The sequence below is a fragment of the Nodosilinea sp. FACHB-141 genome, assembly GCF_014696135.1.
Classification (GTDB): Bacteria; Cyanobacteriota; Cyanobacteriia; order Phormidesmidales; family Phormidesmidaceae; genus Nodosilinea.
The window spans coordinates 114,518-132,883 of the sequence record NZ_JACJPP010000006.1; the positions used below are offsets into that span (position 1 = coordinate 114,518).

Here is an 18,366-nt window from a genome sequence, read left to right on the forward strand (position 1 = left end):
CCTAAACCTTGCACCCAAACCCCGCCTACAGCACTTCGTGGGTATATTTGTGCTGTTTAACGTTGTCGTTCTTTGAAATCTTGCGCTGGCTGTTGAGCACCCGCTTTCTCTCGGTGGAATAGTTGAGATCGCGGCGCAGGGTGCCTGCGGGCACTAGCTCTGCCGCTGCGGGCCGAGACTGGTAGGTGCGGGCGGCGGCCAAGATGCGCTCTTCATAATCGGCGCAGGGTTGGGCGGGGGCCGCAGCGATCTCGGGTAGTTCCATCGCTAGGGCCTTGGCTATGGTGGTGCCGCAGATGGCGCTGTAGGAGGTCGGCACCCCTTGAATCACCGATTCTAGATAGGATGAAGGAATTGGCTCCAGCACCTGAATCTCGATAGTCTCGCCCTCTTGGCGCAGGTAGCAGGTGGCCAGCCCTACCACCAGGTAGCTATCAGCGGGTAGGGTGTCGGCTGGGGTCTGGGGCGCAGTTTGAACCATGAAAATACCGAGGTCTCAACAAAGAATGCAATCGCTACGGGGGTAAATCACCATTTACCCCTCGAATCTGCATTTTAGCCCCAGGGCCCAGGGGGCTGCGATCGCCCTCCCAAACCGTCACAAAACACAACTTCTAGTTACGGGTGGGCCTTATGCCAATCCTGGGCCTGCTGATGGATTACCTCTAGCTCCTCACTATCCATCCGGTCCAGGTTTTTGAGAATGAAGCTCATGCGGCCCTGGGCTCGCAGCTTGTCGCGGTGGCGATGGAGAAAATCCCAGTAAAAGAAGTTAAACGGGCAAGCGTCTTCCCCAGTGCGCTGTTTGGGGTTGTAGCGGCAGCCTTTGCAGTAGTCGCTCATTTTGTTCACATAGTTGGCCGACGAGGCATAGGGCTTAGAAGCCAGCAGCCCCCCGTCGGCAAACAGACCCATACCAATTACATTGGTCTGCATCACCCAGTCGTAGGCGTCGATAAACACCGCGTGAAACCAGTCTTTGACCTCCTGGGGCGTAAACCCAGCAATTAGCGAAAAGTTGCTGAGAATCATCAGCCGCTGAATGTGGTGGGCATAGCCCATGCGGCTAATCTGAGCAATTACCTGGTGTAAGCAGTTCATCTCTACCTTGCCAGTCCAGAAAAACTCGGGCAGCGGCTGGCGATGGTCAAACCAGTTGCGATCGCCGTAGTCGGCATCAAAGTGAAGGTACAGACCGCGCATGTACTCTCGCCAGCCCATCACCTGACGAATAAAGCCCTCCACACTGTTGAGCGGCAGGTCATGCTCAGCCAGCGCCGCCTCGGCCCGCTCTACCACTTCTAAGGGATGCAGCAAGCCCAGGTTCAGGTAGGGCGAGAGCAGGGCGTGCCACATGGTGTCTTCGCCGGTCACCATCGCATCTTGGTAAGGGCCAAAGGTCTGAAGCCGCTCTGCAATGAACCCATCCAGCACTTGCAAAGCCTGCTCGCGGGTGACGGCCCAGCGAAAGGGAGTAGCTTCGCCAAAGGTCGAAATCTCTAGCTTTTCCACCCTGTCGATCACAGCCTGGGTGGTGACGTCAGGCTCAAACCAGTGGGGATCTGGGGTGTTGAGCTTTCCTTTAGGAGGCTTGCGGTTGTCTTTGTCAAAGTTCCACTGACCGCCCATCGGCTGGTCGCCTGTCATCAGCAGGTCAAAGCGCTGGCGGCCTTCGCGGTAAAAGCTCTCCATCAGCAGGCCCTTGCGCTTGTCGGCCCAGGCGTTGAAGTCCTCAGCCGGCCAGAGAAAGAGATTGTTGTCGAGAATCACTAGCTTACAGGGCAGATTTAGCTCCTGCAACCAGGCAGTGAACGGATGGTCTGTAGCGTCCATCAACCGCAATTCGGTAATGCCCTCGACTTTAAGCCAGTTATGTAGGGTAGTTTCGGTGTCGTTGGCGATCGCATAAGTAACCGCCCACCCAGCATCCTTGAGCTCGTCAGCAAAGTGGCGCATGGCAGACCACACCAGCACCAACTTTTGCTTGTGGTAGGGGCGTGCCTCAGCAAAGGTTTGAGCTTCTATGAATAGAACCGAAGCGTCTCTGCCCTCGCAGCTAGCTAGTGCAGCCTGATTGTGCCAGAGCTGATTGCCCAGTACCCAAACCCCGATGGTCATTGCGCTGCATCCTCAAAACTGCCTGCTTTATTGTTACGTAGTAGTGGGGAGCGGGGGGATGGGCTAGGGGAGTGATGGGGCCGAGGAAACGGCTAGTCCTGCAGGGTGGAGGGGCGTCCGGTCAGGCGCTGAAACAGCAGCTGAATACCCAGCAAGAATATCCCCAGGGCCGCTAGGCCAAAAATTCCGGCCCCTAGGGCGGCCATGCCGACGACTAGGGTGCGCACGGCGGATGAAATATTCGCCACGGCTGGGTTGTCGGTCAGCACGGGGCGGGCGGCAAAGTTAGCGGCGATCGAGAGCATCATGCGGTAGGCCAGCATAGCGATGGTGCCTGCTACAAAAGAACCGCTAAAGCACTGCAAAATTTTGCCGGTGGCCGGAGGAGCCAGGGGGCTAGAAGTAGGGTCGTCAGCCATGGGAGTAAATTACTCAAAACGTTTGTATCTCAGTTTACCTAGGGGTGGTCGTGCCCTACCCCTGCCAAAAGAGATGCTGACGATCCGTAGGGCAGGTGATGCCCACCATTCTTAAGACCAACCCATAGAACGCCTAGCCCTGAACAAACGGATGCTGAATTTTATTTAGCAGGTCGTAGAAGGGTTGCCAGTTGTCGTCAGTGGTGATGGGTTCCCAAATCGCCTCAATTTCGGGGCGCAGGAGCACGGTGGAGGGGTTGGTATGTTGCAGTAGCGAGGCAACACCTTCCATAGCTTCTGGAGCCAGGCTTTGCAAACAACGGTGATAAGCCTGGCTCCAGGCTTCGAGCGGAGTCGCCGCTGCCGAGTCAGAGGCTTGCAGCGTAGCACTGAAAATTTGGCTGGCATCGTCGCGCCAGTCAGCCGAAAACTGTTGGGTCAGACCCAGGAAGAAATCGTGATAGCCAACCTCCACGGCGCTTAGCAATTCAATGGTTTGGTTGACTAAGGTGCTGGCCAGATCGTCCGTGAGGGCTTCAAAGCCCAGTTTGTAGAGCATGCGCTGCTGGTAATAGGCTGCGTACCGATCTTTGAAGGGTTCTAAAGCCGCTTCCAGATCCGCCTCGGGCATGACCAGCTTGAGGGGCTTTTGCAGCGCCTTGAGGTTCATCTGGCAGATGATGGGCTGGTTGCCGTAGCTGTAGCGCCCAGCATAGTCAAAGTAGGCGGCGGTAAAGCGCGGGTCGTAGCCATCCATAAAGGCGAAGGGGCCGTAGTCGAAGCTTTCGCCCGTGATCGACATGTTGTCGGTGTTGAGCACGGCGTGGCAAAAGCCTACCGACATCCACTGGGCGGCGAGGCGGGCGACGCGATCGCACAGTTCCCCATAAAAATGCCGATACCGCTCTTGGGTATCGGTAAACAGCCGCGCCTCGGGGTAATAAATATCGATCACATGCTCCAGCAGCTTGGCAATCAGATCGGGGCGGTTGTGGTACTCCAGTCGCTCAAAAGTGCCAAAGCGAATGTGCGACTGGCTAAAGCGCACCAGCACCGATGATCGCGTAGGGGAAGGCTCATCGCCGCGCCAGAGAGCTTGCCCCGTTTCGACTAGGCTAAAGGCCCGAGACGTATTCACACCCAGCGCGTGGAGCGCTTCTGCCGCTAGCACCTCGCGCACGCCGCCCTTGAGGGTGAGCATGCCGTCACCGCCGCGCGAGTAGGGGGTGGTGCCAGAGCCCTTGGTGCCAAAGTCGTAGAGGTTGCCGTCAGTGCCGCGCACCTGGCCGTAGAGAAAGCCCCGCCCATCACCCAAAAAGGGGTTGTACTCGCCAAACTGATAGCCGTGGTAGCGCAGGGCCAAAAAGGGTTCGCGCCCCTGGAATTTGCCAAACGCTTTGATAAAGTCATCATCGCTGACGCTGGCCGGGTCGAGGCCGAGCTGCCGCACCACATCGTCGTTGCGAAACCGCAGGATGTGCTTGGGAAATTCGGCGGCGGCTACGATGTCGTAATAGTCATCCCCCAGAGACTCTAGGGCAGGCAGATAGTCGAGAGCAAGCAGGGGGTTGGCAGCAGTCATAAAACTGAAGTTGAGCGAGGGGACTTTAGCAACAAGAGTATTACTAAAGTATTGCAAAAAATCTTGCAGGTTGGCATCTTGAGAGCTTTGCCCCAAAGCAGCGACCTGTCGCCAGTGTTGCTTTGGCTTTGTCCCGTCAAACATTTCTAAAGGTTACAAAGGAAGGATACTTACCCTTATAGATAGTTCTCTCCCACGGGCCTGCGCTATGGCTAAACTCATTTTGATCCGCCACGGGCAAAGCCTGTGGAATGCGGTCAACAAATTCACCGGCTGGGTCGATATCCCCATGAGTGAGCGGGGGCGGGCGGAGGCGACGATCGCATCGTGCAAACTACGCGATGCTGGATACACCGTCGATATCTGCTTCACTAGCATGCTGATTCGGGCGATCGAAACGGCGATCGTCTGTCTGACCGAGTGCGGTGAGGTGTGCGGTGGCCGCCTACCCTACATCTGGCACGACCCGGCAGAACCCGACTGGCACGGCTGGGATCGCCACTTTGGCGAACCCGACAAAGAACTCAAAATCATTCGCTCCCCCGCTCTAGACGAGCGCTACTACGGCGATCTTCAAGGGTTGAATAAAGCCGAAATGTCGCTAAAATTTGGGTCGCAACAGGTTCACCTCTGGCGGCGATCCTTCAATGTGCGACCGCCGGGGGGCGAAAGCCTGGAGGATACGGTAAAGCGCACGGTGCCGTTTTTTGAAGCAGCTATTTTGCCAGAGCTAAAGGCCGGAAAAAATGTGATGGTGGCCGCCCACGGCAACTCGCTGCGATCGATTTTGATGGTGCTCGATCGCCTCAGCGAAGAGGCCGTAGCCAGCCTAGAACTGGCCACGGGCGTACCGATTATTTATGACGTAGATGCCGAGGGCACGTTTACTAATAAAGCCGTGCTGATATAGCCGTCGTGTAGGTTGGGTGGCGCTCCAGTGCGATCGCTCTCCGTCCCCTAACAGGTCAGGGCGATCGCAGCTATTAGCCACACGCACTGCCTTCCGAATAGTGAGTCTTTGGGGTAGTTACACTGAGTTTTTCCCACCTAATCACCCTCAGGCGCAATTAGCTGACGTGTTTCTACTCGATTACCCCTCTAATCACTCTTAGAGAGGCATTAGGCTGATATCTTTTCGACCGCCCTCAGCGGTATCATGCCCCTATTCTGAAGATGTTCCCAACGGAGAAATCCATGCGACTGGCAGACTTCATTCTTGGGAACGTCGAGCCCATCCTCGTGGAATGGGAAGCGTTTGCGCGCAGCCTCACACCCGGCATGAAGATGACAAAGCTCGCCCTGCGTGATGACGCCGAGGCGATGCTACTGGCAGCCGCGCGAGACATGCAGATCGGACAAAGCCCTGCGCAGCATGCGAGCAAGTCCAAAGGCCATGGCGGCGCTGTTGGTGAGGAGAGTGACCAGCTCGACAACGCCTCGGTACTGCACGGTGCGGCGCGCGTGGGCTCGGGCTTTGACATCATGGAGGTCGTCTCTGAATACCGCGCCCTGCGTGCCAGCGTGCTTCGCCTGTGGCACACGAGCCGCCCGCAGCTCGACATTGACGACATCGACGACATCACCCGCTTCAACGAGTCGATCGACCAATCGCTCGCCGCAGCCGTTGGCAGTTATACCAGTCGTGTCGATCAGTCGCGTCGCATGTTCTTGGCCATCCTCGGCCACGACCTGCGCAGCCCGCTGAACTCCATCAGCATGGCCGCACAACTGATCTCACGCACCTCAGACAAACACCCAGACTCTCCCAGAGCGCTGTCGGTGATCGAGACAAACACGGAAGCGGTCACGCGGTTGATCCGCGACCTAATCGACTTTGCCTCAACGGGGCTGGGCAGCGCGATGCCGCTGACGCGCGGTCCGGTTGATCTAGAAACACTCTGTCGCCAAGTCTTCGAGGAATTCTGCGTTGCCTACCCGCAGCGAACGTTGCGCTTTCACTCAGACGGCCACCTCATGGGCGACTGGGATGCGGCCCGACTCCGCCAAGTCGTCTCCAACCTGATGGGCAACGCAATTCAGCATGGGTCAGCCGAGCAGCCGATCGAGCTATCGATCGCTTCAGAAGGACCGAGCGTGGTCTTAAGCGTGCATAACGAAGGGCCGCCGATCTCGGCGGATATGCTAGGAAGAATCTTCGACCCGCTCATGCGCCACACCATACCAGAATCAGTAGTCCAGCGGGTTCCAGGCAGCATCGGTCTGGGTTTGTACATTGTGCGCGAGATCGTTGTCGCCCACGGGGGCACAGTAGAGGTCGCTTCGACGGCGCAGGAGGGCACAACGTTCACCGTCTGCCTGCCACAGTCATGCCCTATTGAAGGCGATCGCTAGTCAGTGTAGGGGGCGTTGTCGGCTTCACTGTTTTAGCCATGCTCCATTCCCCCCTTGGCAGCAAAGCACCATTTCACCCGTAAATATTGCTCATAATTGTTACTGCCCAACAATCAGGAGCAGGTTGGGTGGCGCACTAGCAGAACCTAACGAAACCCAGTTTGGGGTAGGAATACACTTAGTTTCATCCAACCCACACCTAAAAAATTCTTAATCAATTATGAGGATAAATAGACTTTAATTACGCCAAAGTCTGTAGCTCTTCCTACAAAAGAACTACAGACTCTAAGCAGCATTTGGTTTAACCAATCACTTCAAATTCGATCGTGTCAAAATTGCCGCCCCGCAGAACAGACTCCGTTTGCTTGCCGCGCAAACGCTTTCCTGTGACGCTCTCAAGCACACCCTGAATGGCTCCTAATGTAAAAGTGAGCTGACGGGGAGACCCCTCGGGTTCTCCAGCCGAACAAATCGTCTCTCGACAGTAAACTGAAATCTTTTCTTCGGCTTCGACAATCTTATCAACAATGCAGAGTCGGGTGCCATCCTTACCCAGGGCAGCTTGAAGTACTTCAGCCACAGATGCAAGCGACCTACCTTGCCCGGCGAGACCTAGTTGCTCTGCTACTTGCCGACCCCGCTGGCGACCAGCGCCAATGAGGGCGATCGCAGCAGCCTTTTCACCCAAGACTTCTTCGGTACCAACAACTAAGGCTCTGAAACAAACAATACTACTAAAATCGCCAAGTTCAGTACGCAACTGAGCTACAGGTGAAACAACAGCGGTGGACATAATGGATGCCTTAAAGTATAGATGAACAGTTTTTCGAAATCAGGAAAATTACTGCCTGCAACAGACTTGATGGGCTAGTTTTGATGCAGATTGTGCATCTTTCTCAGACAGGATTGAAGCGACCAAATAACCAAATGGTTTTTTAGGGCTCAAAAAGCTAAAACATTTTTCTTGGGCTAATCTATTTCAAACATGAATCAGCTTGAGAATCGCTTCCCTAGTCTTTCCCAGGCATTGATATTCTTTATTATTGCCATAGAATAGAGAATGTGCTTCCGTAATTTCCGTCAAATCGCTAATAGCAACTATGAAATTATGCAACTTTTTATATTTTGACAATTTCAATCAATTCTTATGTATTGCTCGTTTTTTGCTGCTACAGATGTTTCGATTTAAATACTTTGATTTACTTGCAGAAGTATTTTTCATTTAAGATGTGCCTTAAACCTCGAGTCAGTAGAGCAATACACGTCAACAATTGATATCTACTAAACTTTGGCTGAACGCGACGCAACTTCGCAATGACATTCAACCAAATATAGCGATGGCTACTGCGCTTAAGATATTAGCTGCTGCCAAAACCCGGTCAGTTCATTGACCAATAGCCATCGCAACCGAGGATAATGCAGCATTCTTAATCAAGCTGGCGACGGCTGATCACAACATTTACTGTCACTACCAAATTTCCAGAGCCAAGACATTCTGCACTTAGGCAACCTACCTAAGCGGCACTCGGCCCATCCCTAAGGAGTAGACTACTAATGTTTTGCTAGCTGTCGATTCGAAGAAGGCTTTGCTACCACTTGCACCCTTGTAGAAGCGCAGTGGCAAAGTGTTAGCCACGCTCTTTGATAGCTCCAATTCTTACCTCAATTATGAGGGCGATAGATCTGCTGCCGAACTGCCTAAACCTAATGACAAACTCAGATTAAAACAGAATGTCTGGAGCTAAATCGGCTAGATCAACGGGGTAAATACGGCTACTCGCAGCTTCGCTGACGCTCCACAGATATTGAATCGGCGCTGATTTGTCAGGGCTAGTTTTAGAGTGCAGGGGTACCATAGCCTGCGGTCGAGGCAGCCCAGCTGTACGATTGATGATGCGGCCTTCATCGTTAATCAGCAAAAATTCTCCCTCTTGGCTGAGCAGCCCGTAGCCTACAGCGGTCTCAAACAGCCAGTGCGGTGAAATATCGACCCGGTAACGCAGCATTCTAAAAGGCTTTAGGTCGACAATCAGCAGAGCATTGGGGCAATTTTCCTCTAGAGCAAGGTAACGATAGGGGGTGCGGGTAGGCACCAAATTGTAAATGGGCACCGAGGCAGCAACTGCCCCAAGATAAGTACCCCGGCGGGTTACTCCGTGAAACAGCGTACGGCTACCCCGGCGCACTACCAACGCTGCGTGGCGGTTGTCTGGAGCGAGAAGGGTAACTAGTTTATCCCCGTCCGCAGCGGCGATCGCGGCTGTTAGCGGTGCCGATATTTTGACCCCTTGCTCCGGTGGCATTGTCAACTGACGCACAGCTACGCGGAATGAATCTTTGATGATCTGGGTGGCGGTGGCAAACCAGCGCCCATTGGGGGCAACCGCCACCCCATCGGAGTAAATGCCTTGGGCAACACAGCCTAAACCGTGGGTCATCGACAACAGGTGCAACGATTCTGTGGTGACCAAAAGCCCCCCCTGAGGAGTCGGCAAAAACCGTTGCACTGGGGCGGGCAGCGCAAAGCCTTGACTGGCCTGAGGTGTAGCCATACCTGCTTGAGGCCAGTGATAAAACCACACCCGCTGCTGGCTACAGGTCACCAGCAGATGGCTTTGATGGGGTCGGGGCACCAAGCCCATCACCACCGTGGGGTGAGGCAGCGCTACAAAGGGCAAATCTGATGCCAAATCTAGCTCTGGCAGCGCTTTAGCACAGGCGGGTTGACTCAGCAGTCCCTGGGTTTGGTATGTCTGATAAATCGCCGTCAGGTCGGCGCGCATGGCTTGGGCGCTGAAGTAGCGCTTGGGCAACAGCTTTTGCAGCGCTTTACGCAGCACCTGGCTAAAGGGCTCGGCCACTTGGACGGGCACAATCGGTGACCGATTGAGGTGAGCCACCATCAGCTCCATGGGAGTGCCCGAAAAGGGCCGCTGACCCAGCAGCAGCTCATACAAAATAATGCCCACAGCGTAGAGATCGGCGGCAGGAGGATGCTGGTTGTAAAATCGCTCTGGGGCCATGTAGGCGGGGGAGCCGGTGTGACCCATATCGGCCTCTTTGGCTTCTTGGCTGAGGCGGGCAATGCCCAAATCAGAGACTCGCGCCACCCAGCCCCCAGGCGTCAGCTCCATGAGAATGTTTTCGGGCTTGATGTCGCAGTGCACAATGCCTTGGCGATGGGCGCACTCCAAGGCGGCGAGAATGTCTAGGGTAAATCCCAGTACCTCTTGCACGGTGAGTACTGTGTCGCTTTCGAGCAGCGATCGCAGCGTGCCCCCCTCGCAGTAGTCGAGCACCAGCTGGCGACCGCTGGTGGAATGCTCCAGGGCATGGCAGGTGACAATGCTGGGGTGTTCAAGGCTAATTAAAAACCGCAGCTCCCGCAAAAACTTGTGGGTGGGGAAACGGTCTTTGTGGAGGTCTTTAATCGCCACCAATTCCCCAGTTTTGCGGTGGATGGCGCAGTAGACTCGGCCAAACTGCCCGTGCCCTACCAGCCCCAGGGTGTAATACTGCGATCGCCGAATTTGCCGGGTGAGGGCCACCGTGTGTTTACCCCTGCTGCATGAGGGTTTGCATAATGGCCTGGTGGGCTTGGCCATTGGCCACCAGAGCTTCTACGGGCTGTAGCCGCTTTTGTAGACCCAGAACAAAGCGATTGCAGTCGTCGCCCTTGGCTGTGCAGCTAGTTTGGGCACAGCGCAGCTCGCGCCCGGTGAGCTGACTAAAGAAGATTTCAAGAATGCCGCGCTCTAGGTCGCCCGCCGTTTTTTGGCCCTGGGGGGCAGCGGCGGTGAAAGGAGAATGCCAGATTTCTACCCCTAAAAAGCCGCGATCGCGGTAGGTAATATCCAGATGAATCTGGCCCCAGCCGTGGGTCTTCCAACACTGCTGTAGCGACTGAAGAAATTCGGCCATCGACAGGCTGGAGAGGGGCTGCTTGTAGTAGTCGGCTAGCTCTTCACAGAAGCGGGCGTAGAAATTTTTGCCCCACCAGCGGCCACAGTTGTAGAGCACTAGCCCCGACGCCTGACCGGTTTCCTTTTCTAGCCCAGAATAAATGGCCTGGAGCAGCGAGTCAGGGATGGCCAACAGGCGATCGCCGCGACGATTTTCCAGCAGGCCCAGCTCGGTCGAGCCCCGCACATAAAGATCTTGAGCAAAGTAGTTGCCGGGCAGCCGGCCATCGGTGAGTAAATCGGCAACAGAAACCATAGTTAACGTCCTTCACAGGGTAGTGATGATGGTGGTCAGACCCGCCGAGCACTGGCGGGACGGGGGCAACCCCCAACGGCCAAACCGCTAGTTATGCCTAGAGCAACCCGGCTAGGGTGACGGTTTCGCGAGTATTGAGCATCAGACTTTTAGCCTTTTCAATGCTGGGCTTGAGCAGGTTGAGCTGGGCCGGCGAAAAGACCTTGGCCAACTGCTGCATCAGCAGCTGAAACAGCTGTTGATCGACCGCCTGGGTTTCGTAAGCTTTAACCATCTCGGGCAGCCAGCCCTGCAAGCGCTCTTCCACAAAGCCGTCGTCGTCGAGCAGCATGGCCATGGCGGCGTAGCGCAGCACCATCAGCCCATTGCGCACACTGCGCTCGACTAAAGGCTCGGGGTGTCCGGCCTGCTGCTGCAGGGCATCGGCAATAGGCTGCATAATGGCAATTTCTTGGTCCCGTAGGGTGCGGTAGACTGCCATCCGCTCCGGAATTGAGCTGACGTACTGGCTCAGAACGCTGAGGTCGTTAGCGTCGAGGTATTGCTTTTCAGGCGAGTCAAATAGGGTATCGAGCTTGAAGGTCATGGCAAATCTCCGGGGAAGTGGGGCGCAGGTGGTCGGGTTGATGGCGCTTACCGTCGGCTAGCAGGCTAAGCAATGGCAAGGACTAGCCAAATAGATCGTCCAGGGTCAAATCGAGATTGGGGTCAGCCGCAGGAGTGGTCGTTGTGGCTAGGGGAGAGATCGGTACCCCGACGATGGGCTGTCCATCCCAGGCGATGTTTTGGAAGAAATCGCCGACAGTCATAGTCATGGTTGACTCTGACCGAACAGGGGCACCCAGGCTTGGCATAGCGAGAACCGATCGCCCATCCCAGGCTACGGCTTCAAAGAAAGCCTGTACCGTTTCCCTCAGCCAGGGTTGAGGGGCTTGAGACTCTTCGGGAAACATGCTCATTGGCCACCTTCCCCAGCCCGCAGGCGCTTCTCAATGTCGCGGGCGTTGGCCCCTTCATTCATCCAGAAGGAGGCGGCATCGATGCGCTCGCGGCTCCCCAGCAAAAACTTGCAGTAGGTCTCGCCCATGGAGTAGCACTGAATTTCAATGCAGCTCAGCTGCTTGCGCACCATCTCGGTAAAAAAACCGGCAAACAGACCGGCGTAGAGGTGGCAGACGGGCTTGCCTACGTCACCCAGGGTGCGAGCCACAGCGGAGTCGAACACGTTGATAAACATGAAGCCCTGTTTGCGATCGCTCATGTCGACCTCCCACCGGCCCCAGCCCTGGGAAATGAAGGGCCACCACCAGGTTTCGAGCAAAAACATCAGGTTGGCGCGGCGGGGGCTCATGGCAAACTCGCGCTCAAACCAGGCTTCAAATATCAGCGAGTCGTGTTTGCCCCACTCCAACCCCACGGTGTACATGATGGCGGCCGAGGCGTCGCCGACTTCTTCTTGCAGTCCCTCCAGCAGGCCAATGATGAAGTCTTCGCTAGTGAGCACATTACGGGTGTCGTTCCAGTCGGTAATAGTGCCGTAATCGCCGTTAAATTGAAAGAAATCCCGCAGGGCATAGTGGTTATGCTTCTTGGGAAATTTTTGGTGCAGACGGTGGGCGGTCTCTGTGGTCATAACCATAGCTCGAACAGGCCTTGTAAGACTGTTTTCAGTGATAGCTGTAATGTGCCCAGGCCGACGCAAAATTAACAGCGCAGAGGTGCGCGATCGCACCGTTGCCAACCTGTCTGCCCAGGGCTAAAGCTACTGGAGATAAAGCATTGTCGCTTACCTACGCTTTTCTGTCACGACACAAAACGTAGTAATTATTACTCCATATGAAAGCGCCCAGGTCGCTGCAATTGGCGGCCTGGGCTCTGGTGTTGTAGCGACTATGCGATTGGTTGACGCCAGTGATTTCGGCTTCTGCCTAGGCTCAAATAGACCTACCCAGAAGGGTACGGCTCAGCTCTAGGATGGGTAAAAACAGTCTTAGCTCTTCGGTATTGAGGTGCTGGGTCATCACCTCCTGCATAACGGTGTAGGTGAGGTTGCAACTCTCCTGGGCCCCAAAGGCTCGCATGATGCTTTGAAACCACATCAGCAGGGTGTCTTTAAGCCATTCCGAATCGTTAAGCAGCAGGGCCGTGGCGCTGTAGCGCAGCACTCGCACTGTGTCGCGCTGCCACTTGGCGGCTAAATCTTGACCACCTACTAGAAAGATGTCGGGCTTTTGGACCTTGAGCCGATTCAGGACTTGGCTGATAATTTGCTGCTCGGCCCCCTGAATCTTTTGGTAAGCCCGCAGCCGAGTGCTAACAGAGCCCAGATATTGCTGAAAAAACATTAGCTCTTGGTCGGAGGCGTAGCGACCATCGGTGGCTTGGACTAGAGCCTGGACGTTAGTGAGCATGCTGAGCAAGTCTCCCGCAGGGTGATATTACTAATATTCCCCTATGTTGCGAAATGTAAACAAAATTGTAGCGAGAAGATTTGGGCGATCGCCCCACCACCTTTTTGTCCTCCGGGCAGTCTAAAGGCTACCCATCCTGACCGCGGACTGATTCGTCCACGATCTTCCTTAATTTTTGTGGATCCTGTTTTTGGGGCTGCAATAAAACTTAAACCCCCTGATGCCATGGAGTTGAAGACTCGTAGTAATCTGGTGGACATGGAATAACCCCCTATCCAAGCTTAGCCACGGCTCTTTGCAATGAGTCTGGGCTGGGGTTTGGCCTGGGCAAGCTGCCATTAATATTGATTTTAAGAGGGCATTGTTCATGGTTCAACGTGGTTCTAAAGTTCGCATTCTCCGCAAAGAGTCTTACTGGTTCCGGGAAGTCGGCACCGTTGCCACCATCGACCAAAGCGGCATCAAATACCCCGCGGTAGTGCGTTTTAATAACGTCAATTACGCTGGCATCAACACCAACAACTTCGCGCTGGCCGAGCTTCAAGAGGTTGAGGCCCCCAAGGCGGCTAAGAAGGCCTAGTTAGGCGATGCCCTATAGTCCCAGCCGAAAGCTGCCTTCAATGCCCTGACCGGGACCATAGGGAGTTGACTAGCGTTGTAGGCAACAATCAAGGCCTGTGCTTCGGCATGGGCCTTAATTATTAGAGTCATTTCTATATGCGCATCCTCACGATTGCTATAGTTCAGGAACACACCGTGAGGGGGCAGCGGCCCAAGGTTAAGCTTTGCCAGAATTACCTGAAGTTGAAACCGTGCGGCGCGGTCTAGAGAGGGTAACGCCAGGGCATCGGCTAGAGGGTGGGCAGGTATTGCTGGCCCGCGCGATCGCCTATCCCGACAATGAAGCAGCGTTTTTAGCCGGCATTACTGGCTCCAGCCTGTCGGCCTGGCATCGCCGGGGTAAATACTTGCTGGGGCAGCTCACCCAATCCGACGGTAGCCCAGGCGGCTATTTGGGGGTACACCTGCGCATGACAGGGCAACTGCTGTGGCTCGACCCAAAAACGCCAGTACAGCCTCACTGTAGAGTCCGCCTCTGGCTCAGTGATAATCACGAGCTGCGCTACGTCGATCAGCGCACCTTCGGCCGCCTCTGGTGGGTACCCCCTGGAGTTGCCCCCACAAGCATCATGACCGGCCTACAAACCCTGGGGCCTGAACCCTTTGACGAAGGGTTCTCACTCGATTACCTGCGCCAGCGTCTCAGTCGGAGTCGCCGCCCCATTAAAAACGCCCTGCTCGACCAGAGGTTGGTGGCAGGCATTGGTAATATCTACGCCGATGAGGCACTATTTTTAAGCGGGCTCAGGCCGCTCACCCTCAGCGATCGCGTTGGCTCCAAGCAACTCCAGCGGCTGCACAGCGCCATTCGTGAGGTGCTCATCACCAGCATTGAGTCGGGGGGTACCACTTTCAGCGACTACCGCGACATCTACGGTATTAACGGTAACTACGGCGGCGTTGCCTGGGTCTACGATCGCGAAGGCCAACCCTGTCGCCGCTGCGACACCCCTATCTGCCGTCTCAAGCTAGCCGGGCGATCGGCCCACTACTGCCCCCAGTGCCAGTGCTAGAGGAGCCAACGCTAGCGGATACCCTAAGGTGCTGCGCCTAGGGATTTCGTGTACAGTAAGGCTGAGGTTGATAGCAAATAGATCTATGGCAGCAACTCTAAAGCGTGGCGATCTGGTGCGCGCCGTGCGCGACAAGCTAGAAAGTAGTCTAGAGGCTACTGCTAGCGATACTCGGTTCCCACCTTACCTATTTGAAACCCAAGGGGAAATCTTAGAAACCAGTGAGGACTATGCCTTAGTCAAGTTTGGCAAGGTGCCAACCCCCAACTTCTGGCTGCGCCTTGACCAGCTAGAAAAGTTTTAGGCCCACTTCACATACCAGGGACCGATTAACAAATCATGCTCACAAACGCAGCGGGTTAGATCTTCTTGAGAAACCTAACCCGCTGCGTTATTTAAGCTAAAACAAGCATCAACTTAAGCCGCTACAACTCAGAGTCGATAGGAAGACCACCAGATTCAACTGGGTTGCCTATATCAGTAGACATAGCTGGCGATGTCTCTGGAATAGGAAAAGCTGGTCTATCAAGGGCAATTTTTAGAGTCTCTGGCTGAGCACTCGTCGCCATACGCCAAGAAGAATTGCCCACCCCAACCCCACCTGATAGAAGATTGATCACGCCAATGGCAGCCACTCCAAGGCCTGCCATAGTGACCAGCCTGAGTCGGTGGTTAAGACTATGAAAAACACCCGCAAGGGTTTCTTCTGGGTCGCAGTCGGAAGGGCCACTTTGGGTACGTAGGCCCTGGCGTAGGGTGAGTAAGCGATTGTATAAAATGCGGGCACTATCGTCTTGCTGAAGCCAACACAAAACCTGCTGGCGTTCTTTGGGCGTAACCTCGCCGTCGAGATAGGCGCTTAGTAACTCGAAGCGATCGCGCTTAGTGGCATCTAAATCATGACAGCAGGACGCTGTAGACATTAAAGACTCATCTGAACTAGCACCGCTGGAGGATGAACGCTGAACCTGGCTAGGCATATAAGAAAAAGTAGCCATACCAAAAACAACACCTGGAATAAGCAACTAAACAACGACCATGGCGGGCAATGACCCAATCTAGCAATTAGCTAGATACGTCAGTTCTTACCGCCGCTACTGATCATAATGCCAACCCCTTAAAATCGGTAACCTCCGGGGATTAATTCTAACAAGCAAAACATATATCCCTAGATAGAGACTTCTACTTTTGCCCAGGCATTGCTATAAGGACAGGTACTTGCCTCAAATCGGTTCCCGATGCTTTGCAAATCACACAAGACGTAAAGTTAGTTGGTAGAGCACCCTCAAATGTACTGGCTTTAGTTACCTAGGTAGGGCTGCAACTCAGTCTGCAACCGCTGTCGAGCGCGGGCAATGCGAGACTTAACAGTACCCAGCGATACCCCAGTCATCTCAGCAATTTCTTCATAGGACAGCCCCTGAATCTCGCGCAGCACAATGGTAGTGCGAAAGACCTCAGGCAGATCGGCAATGGCGCGATGCAGCTGGTCGTAGAATTCCTGGGTCATCATAGTGTCAACCGGGCCAGGAGCACTAGCCGGTACATCCCAATCAATGCTGCCATCCTCAAGGGCAAGGGGAGCATCGAGGGAGAGGGTTGCGCGGTTGCGCTTACGCCGCCGCAACTCGTCATAGAACAAGTTAGTAGTAATGCGGCCCAGCCAGCCTTTGAACTTAGCGGGATCGTTCAGGCGGCGCATGTTGCGGTATACCCGAATCCAGACTTCCTGGGCAAGATCTGCGCGATCGGGCCAATCGGGTGCGAGGTGGTAGAGCAACTTATCTACATGGCCTTGGTAGCGGCGCAGAAGTTCGGCGAACATCATTCGCTCGGGCCGTAGCCGTTGCTGGCAGAGGGCTACCAGTTCCGTGCTAGTCAGCTGTTCGGGCTTAACAGCGGCCTTGGGGGCGCTGATGGAAACAGGCCAGGTCGAGAACATGGATTGACTCATAGCGTTTATTAGTAGGCCGACATTGCATAGCCACCAGCAAACCTTAATGGTTCGCGTTGAGGTGGCAGCGTGGCTCCAAAGATTGACATTGTCAATGTGAAATATTCTGACGAAGGCAGCAGCGTTTCACGACTTCCCTTGTGCCTGTGAATTGTCTGGCACACCCTCGGAGGGCAGGAATTATCCTTGTCTATAAACACCTAGATTGGTCTGAAGTCTGTCATTGGGGTGATATAACAGATGTTAGGACTGACTATTTGGTAGTCATCCCCCCTTGGAGAGGTGGCAGAGTGGTCGAATGCGCCCGACTTGAAATCGGGTGTCCGCAAGGACCGAGGGTTCGAATCCCTCCCTCTCCGTACCGTGGTTTCGGGTTCTCAGTTCCCCTCGCGGCCATTGGCTCACTATCAATGAGCTAATGAGATACTGCTCTCAGACTGAAATTGGTGGTAAACCTGGTGGTAATTTACCACGCCCCTCTGTGGAAAGTTGAGGAACGCGAACTCCCCGAAGTACTCTTGGGCGGCTTGGTCATACGCTAATGCGGCTTCATAGACTTACAGCACCCCGGACCTAGTTGAGAATTTAGTGGGCGTGCTATCCCAAATGCTCTTACCAAGGCTATGTGGTGATTGTGGACAGCCTGCCCCTGCGACTTTGGCAGAAACCTTATTGATTTACCCCGACAGCCATGAACCCCGTGAGATTTGGCGCGAGGTTGGTTGCCCAGTGTGCGAGAGCCGTGGTGTGGGTGGAGGCTGGCGCTACGGACGTTGCGCCCTATTTGAGGTATTGCAAATTGATGATGAGGTCAGACTCATCGTAGAAGATTATTTGGAGCGGGGTAACTTAGGCCGTCCACCAATCTCCAAGCATTTCACGCTACGTGAAGGGTCGCGAGAATTAGTCAAAGAGGGCATAGTTGGCATTCAAACTTATCAGCGAGAAGTGCTCCAAAACCATCTACTACGAGTTCAACACTTTTGGGAACAAGAAAGCCTGCGGGCTCAACGCATGCAGGGAATGTTCAGTCGCTTTGTCACCCAACAGTTGGTAGACAAGCTGATGCTCCAAACAGATTTTCAAAGCATCGTTGAAGGAGAACGGCGAGACGTAACTTGCTTTTTCTGTGATGTGCGGGGCTTTACTACTCGTGCAGAGCAAAGTTCTGCAGTGGAGTTGTTTGCGACTCTTAACTGCTATTTCCAAAAGATCATCGATATTGTTTTTCAGTATCAAGGAACTGTTGATAAGTTCATTGGCGATGCTGTCATGGTAGTATTTGGCGCTCCCCTTGCCCAAGAAAACCACGCTCTTTATGCAGTACAGTGTGCGATCGCAATTCAGCAAAAAGTTAGCCAAAATCAATCTAACCCAGGCTACTCCACCTATCCATGTGGGCATTGGTATTAACTCTGGGGAAGTCATCGCAGGCTGTATCGGCAGCGATCGCCGGATGGACTATACCGTTCTAGGGGATGTGATCAATGTCGCTGCTCGACTGGAGAGCCAAGCCCAGCCAAACCAAATCCTACTAGGGCCGGCTACTTATGCAGCGGTGAAGTCAACCATCAATTGTCAAGAAATTGGAGCCATCCACCTAAAAGGTAAGGCAGAACCAGTGGAGATTTTTGAGGTGATTTACTCTCAGGAGCAACATTAGCAATTACTCCGCCGA

The 18,366-nt window shown here is 54.4% G+C and carries 20 protein-coding genes and 1 tRNA gene; 8 read left to right on the plus strand and 13 right to left on the minus strand.

What is annotated here, in order from left to right:
- Positions 1 to 25 precede the first annotated feature (25 nt).
- From H6F59_RS03205 to H6F59_RS03220, 4 genes are all read right to left on the minus strand, one after another.
- Positions 26 to 481 carry a hypothetical protein gene (locus H6F59_RS03205; RefSeq protein ID WP_190695095.1) on the minus strand — a complete coding sequence of 152 codons (456 nt, stop codon included), beginning with the start codon at positions 479 to 481 and terminating at the stop codon, positions 26 to 28.
- Positions 482 to 618: 137 nt separating this feature from the next.
- Positions 619 to 2,118 (minus strand): cryptochrome/photolyase family protein, encoded by a 1,500-nt coding sequence (locus H6F59_RS03210; RefSeq protein ID WP_190695097.1) that lies wholly within the window; start codon positions 2,116 to 2,118, stop codon positions 619 to 621.
- A 92-nt stretch (positions 2,119 to 2,210) separates the two neighbouring features.
- Complete coding sequence (locus H6F59_RS03215) at positions 2,211 to 2,537, minus strand: DUF3082 domain-containing protein (protein WP_190695099.1); 327 nt, start codon at positions 2,535 to 2,537, stop codon at positions 2,211 to 2,213.
- Positions 2,538 to 2,670: 133 nt separating this feature from the next.
- A complete protein-coding gene (locus tag H6F59_RS03220; protein ID WP_190695102.1) occupies positions 2,671 to 4,119 on the minus strand; it encodes a YdiU family protein in 1,449 nt (482 codons plus the stop codon).
- 208 nt (positions 4,120 to 4,327) lie between these two features.
- Between H6F59_RS03220 and H6F59_RS03225 the strand changes: the two genes are divergently transcribed.
- Entirely contained in the window at positions 4,328 to 5,029 is a 702-nt protein-coding gene (locus H6F59_RS03225; protein WP_190695104.1) for a 2,3-bisphosphoglycerate-dependent phosphoglycerate mutase, read from the plus strand.
- A 284-nt stretch (positions 5,030 to 5,313) separates the two neighbouring features.
- Positions 5,314 to 6,471, plus strand: a complete 1,158-nt coding sequence (locus H6F59_RS03230) for a sensor histidine kinase KdpD (protein WP_242021240.1) — start codon at positions 5,314 to 5,316, stop codon at positions 6,469 to 6,471.
- A gap of 301 nt (positions 6,472 to 6,772) precedes the next feature.
- On the opposite strand, the gene H6F59_RS03235 is transcribed toward H6F59_RS03230, so the two are convergent.
- The 7 genes from H6F59_RS03235 to H6F59_RS03265 all read right to left on the minus strand — a co-directional run bounded on the left by H6F59_RS03235 (position 6,773) and on the right by H6F59_RS03265 (position 13,100).
- Positions 6,773 to 7,264, minus strand: coding sequence for a hypothetical protein (locus H6F59_RS03235; RefSeq protein ID WP_190695108.1), 492 nt, complete (start codon positions 7,262 to 7,264; stop codon positions 6,773 to 6,775).
- A 928-nt stretch (positions 7,265 to 8,192) separates the two neighbouring features.
- Positions 8,193 to 10,019: a serine/threonine-protein kinase gene (locus tag H6F59_RS03240; protein WP_190695110.1), complete on the minus strand. Its 1,827-nt coding sequence runs from the start codon at positions 10,017 to 10,019 to the stop codon at positions 8,193 to 8,195.
- A 7-nt stretch (positions 10,020 to 10,026) separates the two neighbouring features.
- Entirely contained in the window at positions 10,027 to 10,689 is a 663-nt protein-coding gene (locus tag H6F59_RS03245) for a V4R domain-containing protein (RefSeq protein WP_190515686.1), read from the minus strand.
- A 97-nt stretch (positions 10,690 to 10,786) separates the two neighbouring features.
- A complete protein-coding gene (locus tag H6F59_RS03250) occupies positions 10,787 to 11,275 on the minus strand; it encodes a hypothetical protein (protein ID WP_190515684.1) in 489 nt (162 codons plus the stop codon).
- Between the two features lie 82 nt (positions 11,276 to 11,357).
- Entirely contained in the window at positions 11,358 to 11,648 is a 291-nt protein-coding gene (locus H6F59_RS03255; RefSeq protein WP_190695112.1) for a hypothetical protein, read from the minus strand.
- Positions 11,645 to 12,322 (minus strand): V4R domain-containing protein, encoded by a 678-nt coding sequence (locus H6F59_RS03260; RefSeq protein ID WP_199308685.1) that lies wholly within the window; start codon positions 12,320 to 12,322, stop codon positions 11,645 to 11,647. Before H6F59_RS03260 ends, H6F59_RS03255 begins: the two co-directional genes overlap by 4 nt.
- A gap of 301 nt (positions 12,323 to 12,623) precedes the next feature.
- Complete coding sequence (locus H6F59_RS03265) at positions 12,624 to 13,100, minus strand: phycobilisome protein (RefSeq protein WP_190695113.1); 477 nt, start codon at positions 13,098 to 13,100, stop codon at positions 12,624 to 12,626.
- A 367-nt stretch (positions 13,101 to 13,467) separates the two neighbouring features.
- Here H6F59_RS03265 and H6F59_RS03270 point away from each other — a divergent pair, with 367 nt between their 5' ends.
- The 3 genes from H6F59_RS03270 (at position 13,468) to H6F59_RS03280 (ending at position 15,038) form a co-directional block, all read left to right on the plus strand.
- Positions 13,468 to 13,680, plus strand: a complete 213-nt coding sequence (locus H6F59_RS03270; RefSeq protein ID WP_190515672.1) for a photosystem I reaction center subunit IV — start codon at positions 13,468 to 13,470, stop codon at positions 13,678 to 13,680.
- A 205-nt stretch (positions 13,681 to 13,885) separates the two neighbouring features.
- Positions 13,886 to 14,734 (plus strand): DNA-formamidopyrimidine glycosylase, encoded by an 849-nt coding sequence (locus H6F59_RS03275; protein ID WP_190695116.1) that lies wholly within the window; start codon positions 13,886 to 13,888, stop codon positions 14,732 to 14,734.
- 85 nt (positions 14,735 to 14,819) lie between these two features.
- Positions 14,820 to 15,038: an NAD(P)H-quinone oxidoreductase subunit O gene (locus tag H6F59_RS03280; RefSeq protein WP_190515667.1), complete on the plus strand. Its 219-nt coding sequence runs from the start codon at positions 14,820 to 14,822 to the stop codon at positions 15,036 to 15,038.
- 121 nt (positions 15,039 to 15,159) lie between these two features.
- Here H6F59_RS03280 and H6F59_RS03285 read toward each other — a convergent pair whose 3' ends face one another.
- Together H6F59_RS03285 and H6F59_RS03290 are read right to left on the minus strand one after the other, a co-directional pair.
- Positions 15,160 to 15,732: an anti-sigma factor gene (locus H6F59_RS03285; RefSeq protein WP_190695118.1), complete on the minus strand. Its 573-nt coding sequence runs from the start codon at positions 15,730 to 15,732 to the stop codon at positions 15,160 to 15,162.
- Between the two features lie 302 nt (positions 15,733 to 16,034).
- Positions 16,035 to 16,688: a sigma-70 family RNA polymerase sigma factor gene (locus H6F59_RS03290; protein WP_190515663.1), complete on the minus strand. Its 654-nt coding sequence runs from the start codon at positions 16,686 to 16,688 to the stop codon at positions 16,035 to 16,037.
- A 276-nt stretch (positions 16,689 to 16,964) separates the two neighbouring features.
- Here H6F59_RS03290 and H6F59_RS03295 point away from each other — a divergent pair.
- The 3 genes from H6F59_RS03295 to H6F59_RS26675 all read left to right on the plus strand — a co-directional run bounded on the left by H6F59_RS03295 (position 16,965) and on the right by H6F59_RS26675 (position 18,351).
- Positions 16,965 to 17,047, plus strand: a tRNA-Ser gene (locus tag H6F59_RS03295).
- 298 nt (positions 17,048 to 17,345) lie between these two features.
- On the plus strand, positions 17,346 to 18,101 hold the full coding sequence (locus H6F59_RS26670; protein WP_190695120.1) for an adenylate/guanylate cyclase domain-containing protein: 756 nt from the start codon (positions 17,346 to 17,348) through the stop codon (positions 18,099 to 18,101).
- The gene (locus H6F59_RS26675; RefSeq protein WP_313887100.1) at positions 18,085 to 18,351 is read left to right on the plus strand and encodes an adenylate/guanylate cyclase domain-containing protein; all 267 of its coding nucleotides are present in this window, start codon (positions 18,085 to 18,087) and stop codon (positions 18,349 to 18,351) included. The genes H6F59_RS26670 and H6F59_RS26675 overlap by 17 nt, the downstream gene beginning before the upstream one ends.
- The last annotated feature ends 15 nt before the right edge of the window (positions 18,352 to 18,366 follow it).

Bases quoted from the DNA above. Each gene is read 5' to 3' on its own strand.
- H6F59_RS03220 (WP_190695102.1), bottom strand. From the start codon at position 4,119: ATGACTGCTGCCAACCCCCTGCTTGCTCTCGACTATCTGCCTGCCCTA.
- H6F59_RS03265 (WP_190695113.1), bottom strand. From the start codon at position 13,100: ATGCTCACTAACGTCCAGGCTCTAGTCCAAGCCACCGATGGTCGCTAC.
- H6F59_RS03205 (WP_190695095.1), bottom strand. From the start codon at position 481: ATGGTTCAAACTGCGCCCCAGACCCCAGCCGACACCCTACCCGCTGAT.
- H6F59_RS03215 (WP_190695099.1), bottom strand. From the start codon at position 2,537: ATGGCTGACGACCCTACTTCTAGCCCCCTGGCTCCTCCGGCCACCGGC.
- H6F59_RS03270 (WP_190515672.1), top strand. From the start codon at position 13,468: ATGGTTCAACGTGGTTCTAAAGTTCGCATTCTCCGCAAAGAGTCTTAC.
- H6F59_RS03235 (WP_190695108.1), bottom strand. From the start codon at position 7,264: ATGTCCACCGCTGTTGTTTCACCTGTAGCTCAGTTGCGTACTGAACTT.
- H6F59_RS03225 (WP_190695104.1), top strand. From the start codon at position 4,328: ATGGCTAAACTCATTTTGATCCGCCACGGGCAAAGCCTGTGGAATGCG.
- H6F59_RS03285 (WP_190695118.1), bottom strand. From the start codon at position 15,732: ATGGCTACTTTTTCTTATATGCCTAGCCAGGTTCAGCGTTCATCCTCC.
- H6F59_RS03210 (WP_190695097.1), bottom strand. From the start codon at position 2,118: ATGACCATCGGGGTTTGGGTACTGGGCAATCAGCTCTGGCACAATCAG.
- H6F59_RS03250 (WP_190515684.1), bottom strand. From the start codon at position 11,275: ATGACCTTCAAGCTCGATACCCTATTTGACTCGCCTGAAAAGCAATAC.
- H6F59_RS03260 (WP_199308685.1), bottom strand. From the start codon at position 12,322: ATGACCACAGAGACCGCCCACCGTCTGCACCAAAAATTTCCCAAGAAG.
- H6F59_RS03290 (WP_190515663.1), bottom strand. From the start codon at position 16,688: ATGAGTCAATCCATGTTCTCGACCTGGCCTGTTTCCATCAGCGCCCCC.
- H6F59_RS03245 (WP_190515686.1), bottom strand. From the start codon at position 10,689: ATGGTTTCTGTTGCCGATTTACTCACCGATGGCCGGCTGCCCGGCAAC.
- H6F59_RS03230 (WP_242021240.1), top strand. From the start codon at position 5,314: ATGCGACTGGCAGACTTCATTCTTGGGAACGTCGAGCCCATCCTCGTG.
- H6F59_RS03280 (WP_190515667.1), top strand. From the start codon at position 14,820: ATGGCAGCAACTCTAAAGCGTGGCGATCTGGTGCGCGCCGTGCGCGAC.
- H6F59_RS03255 (WP_190695112.1), bottom strand. From the start codon at position 11,648: ATGAGCATGTTTCCCGAAGAGTCTCAAGCCCCTCAACCCTGGCTGAGG.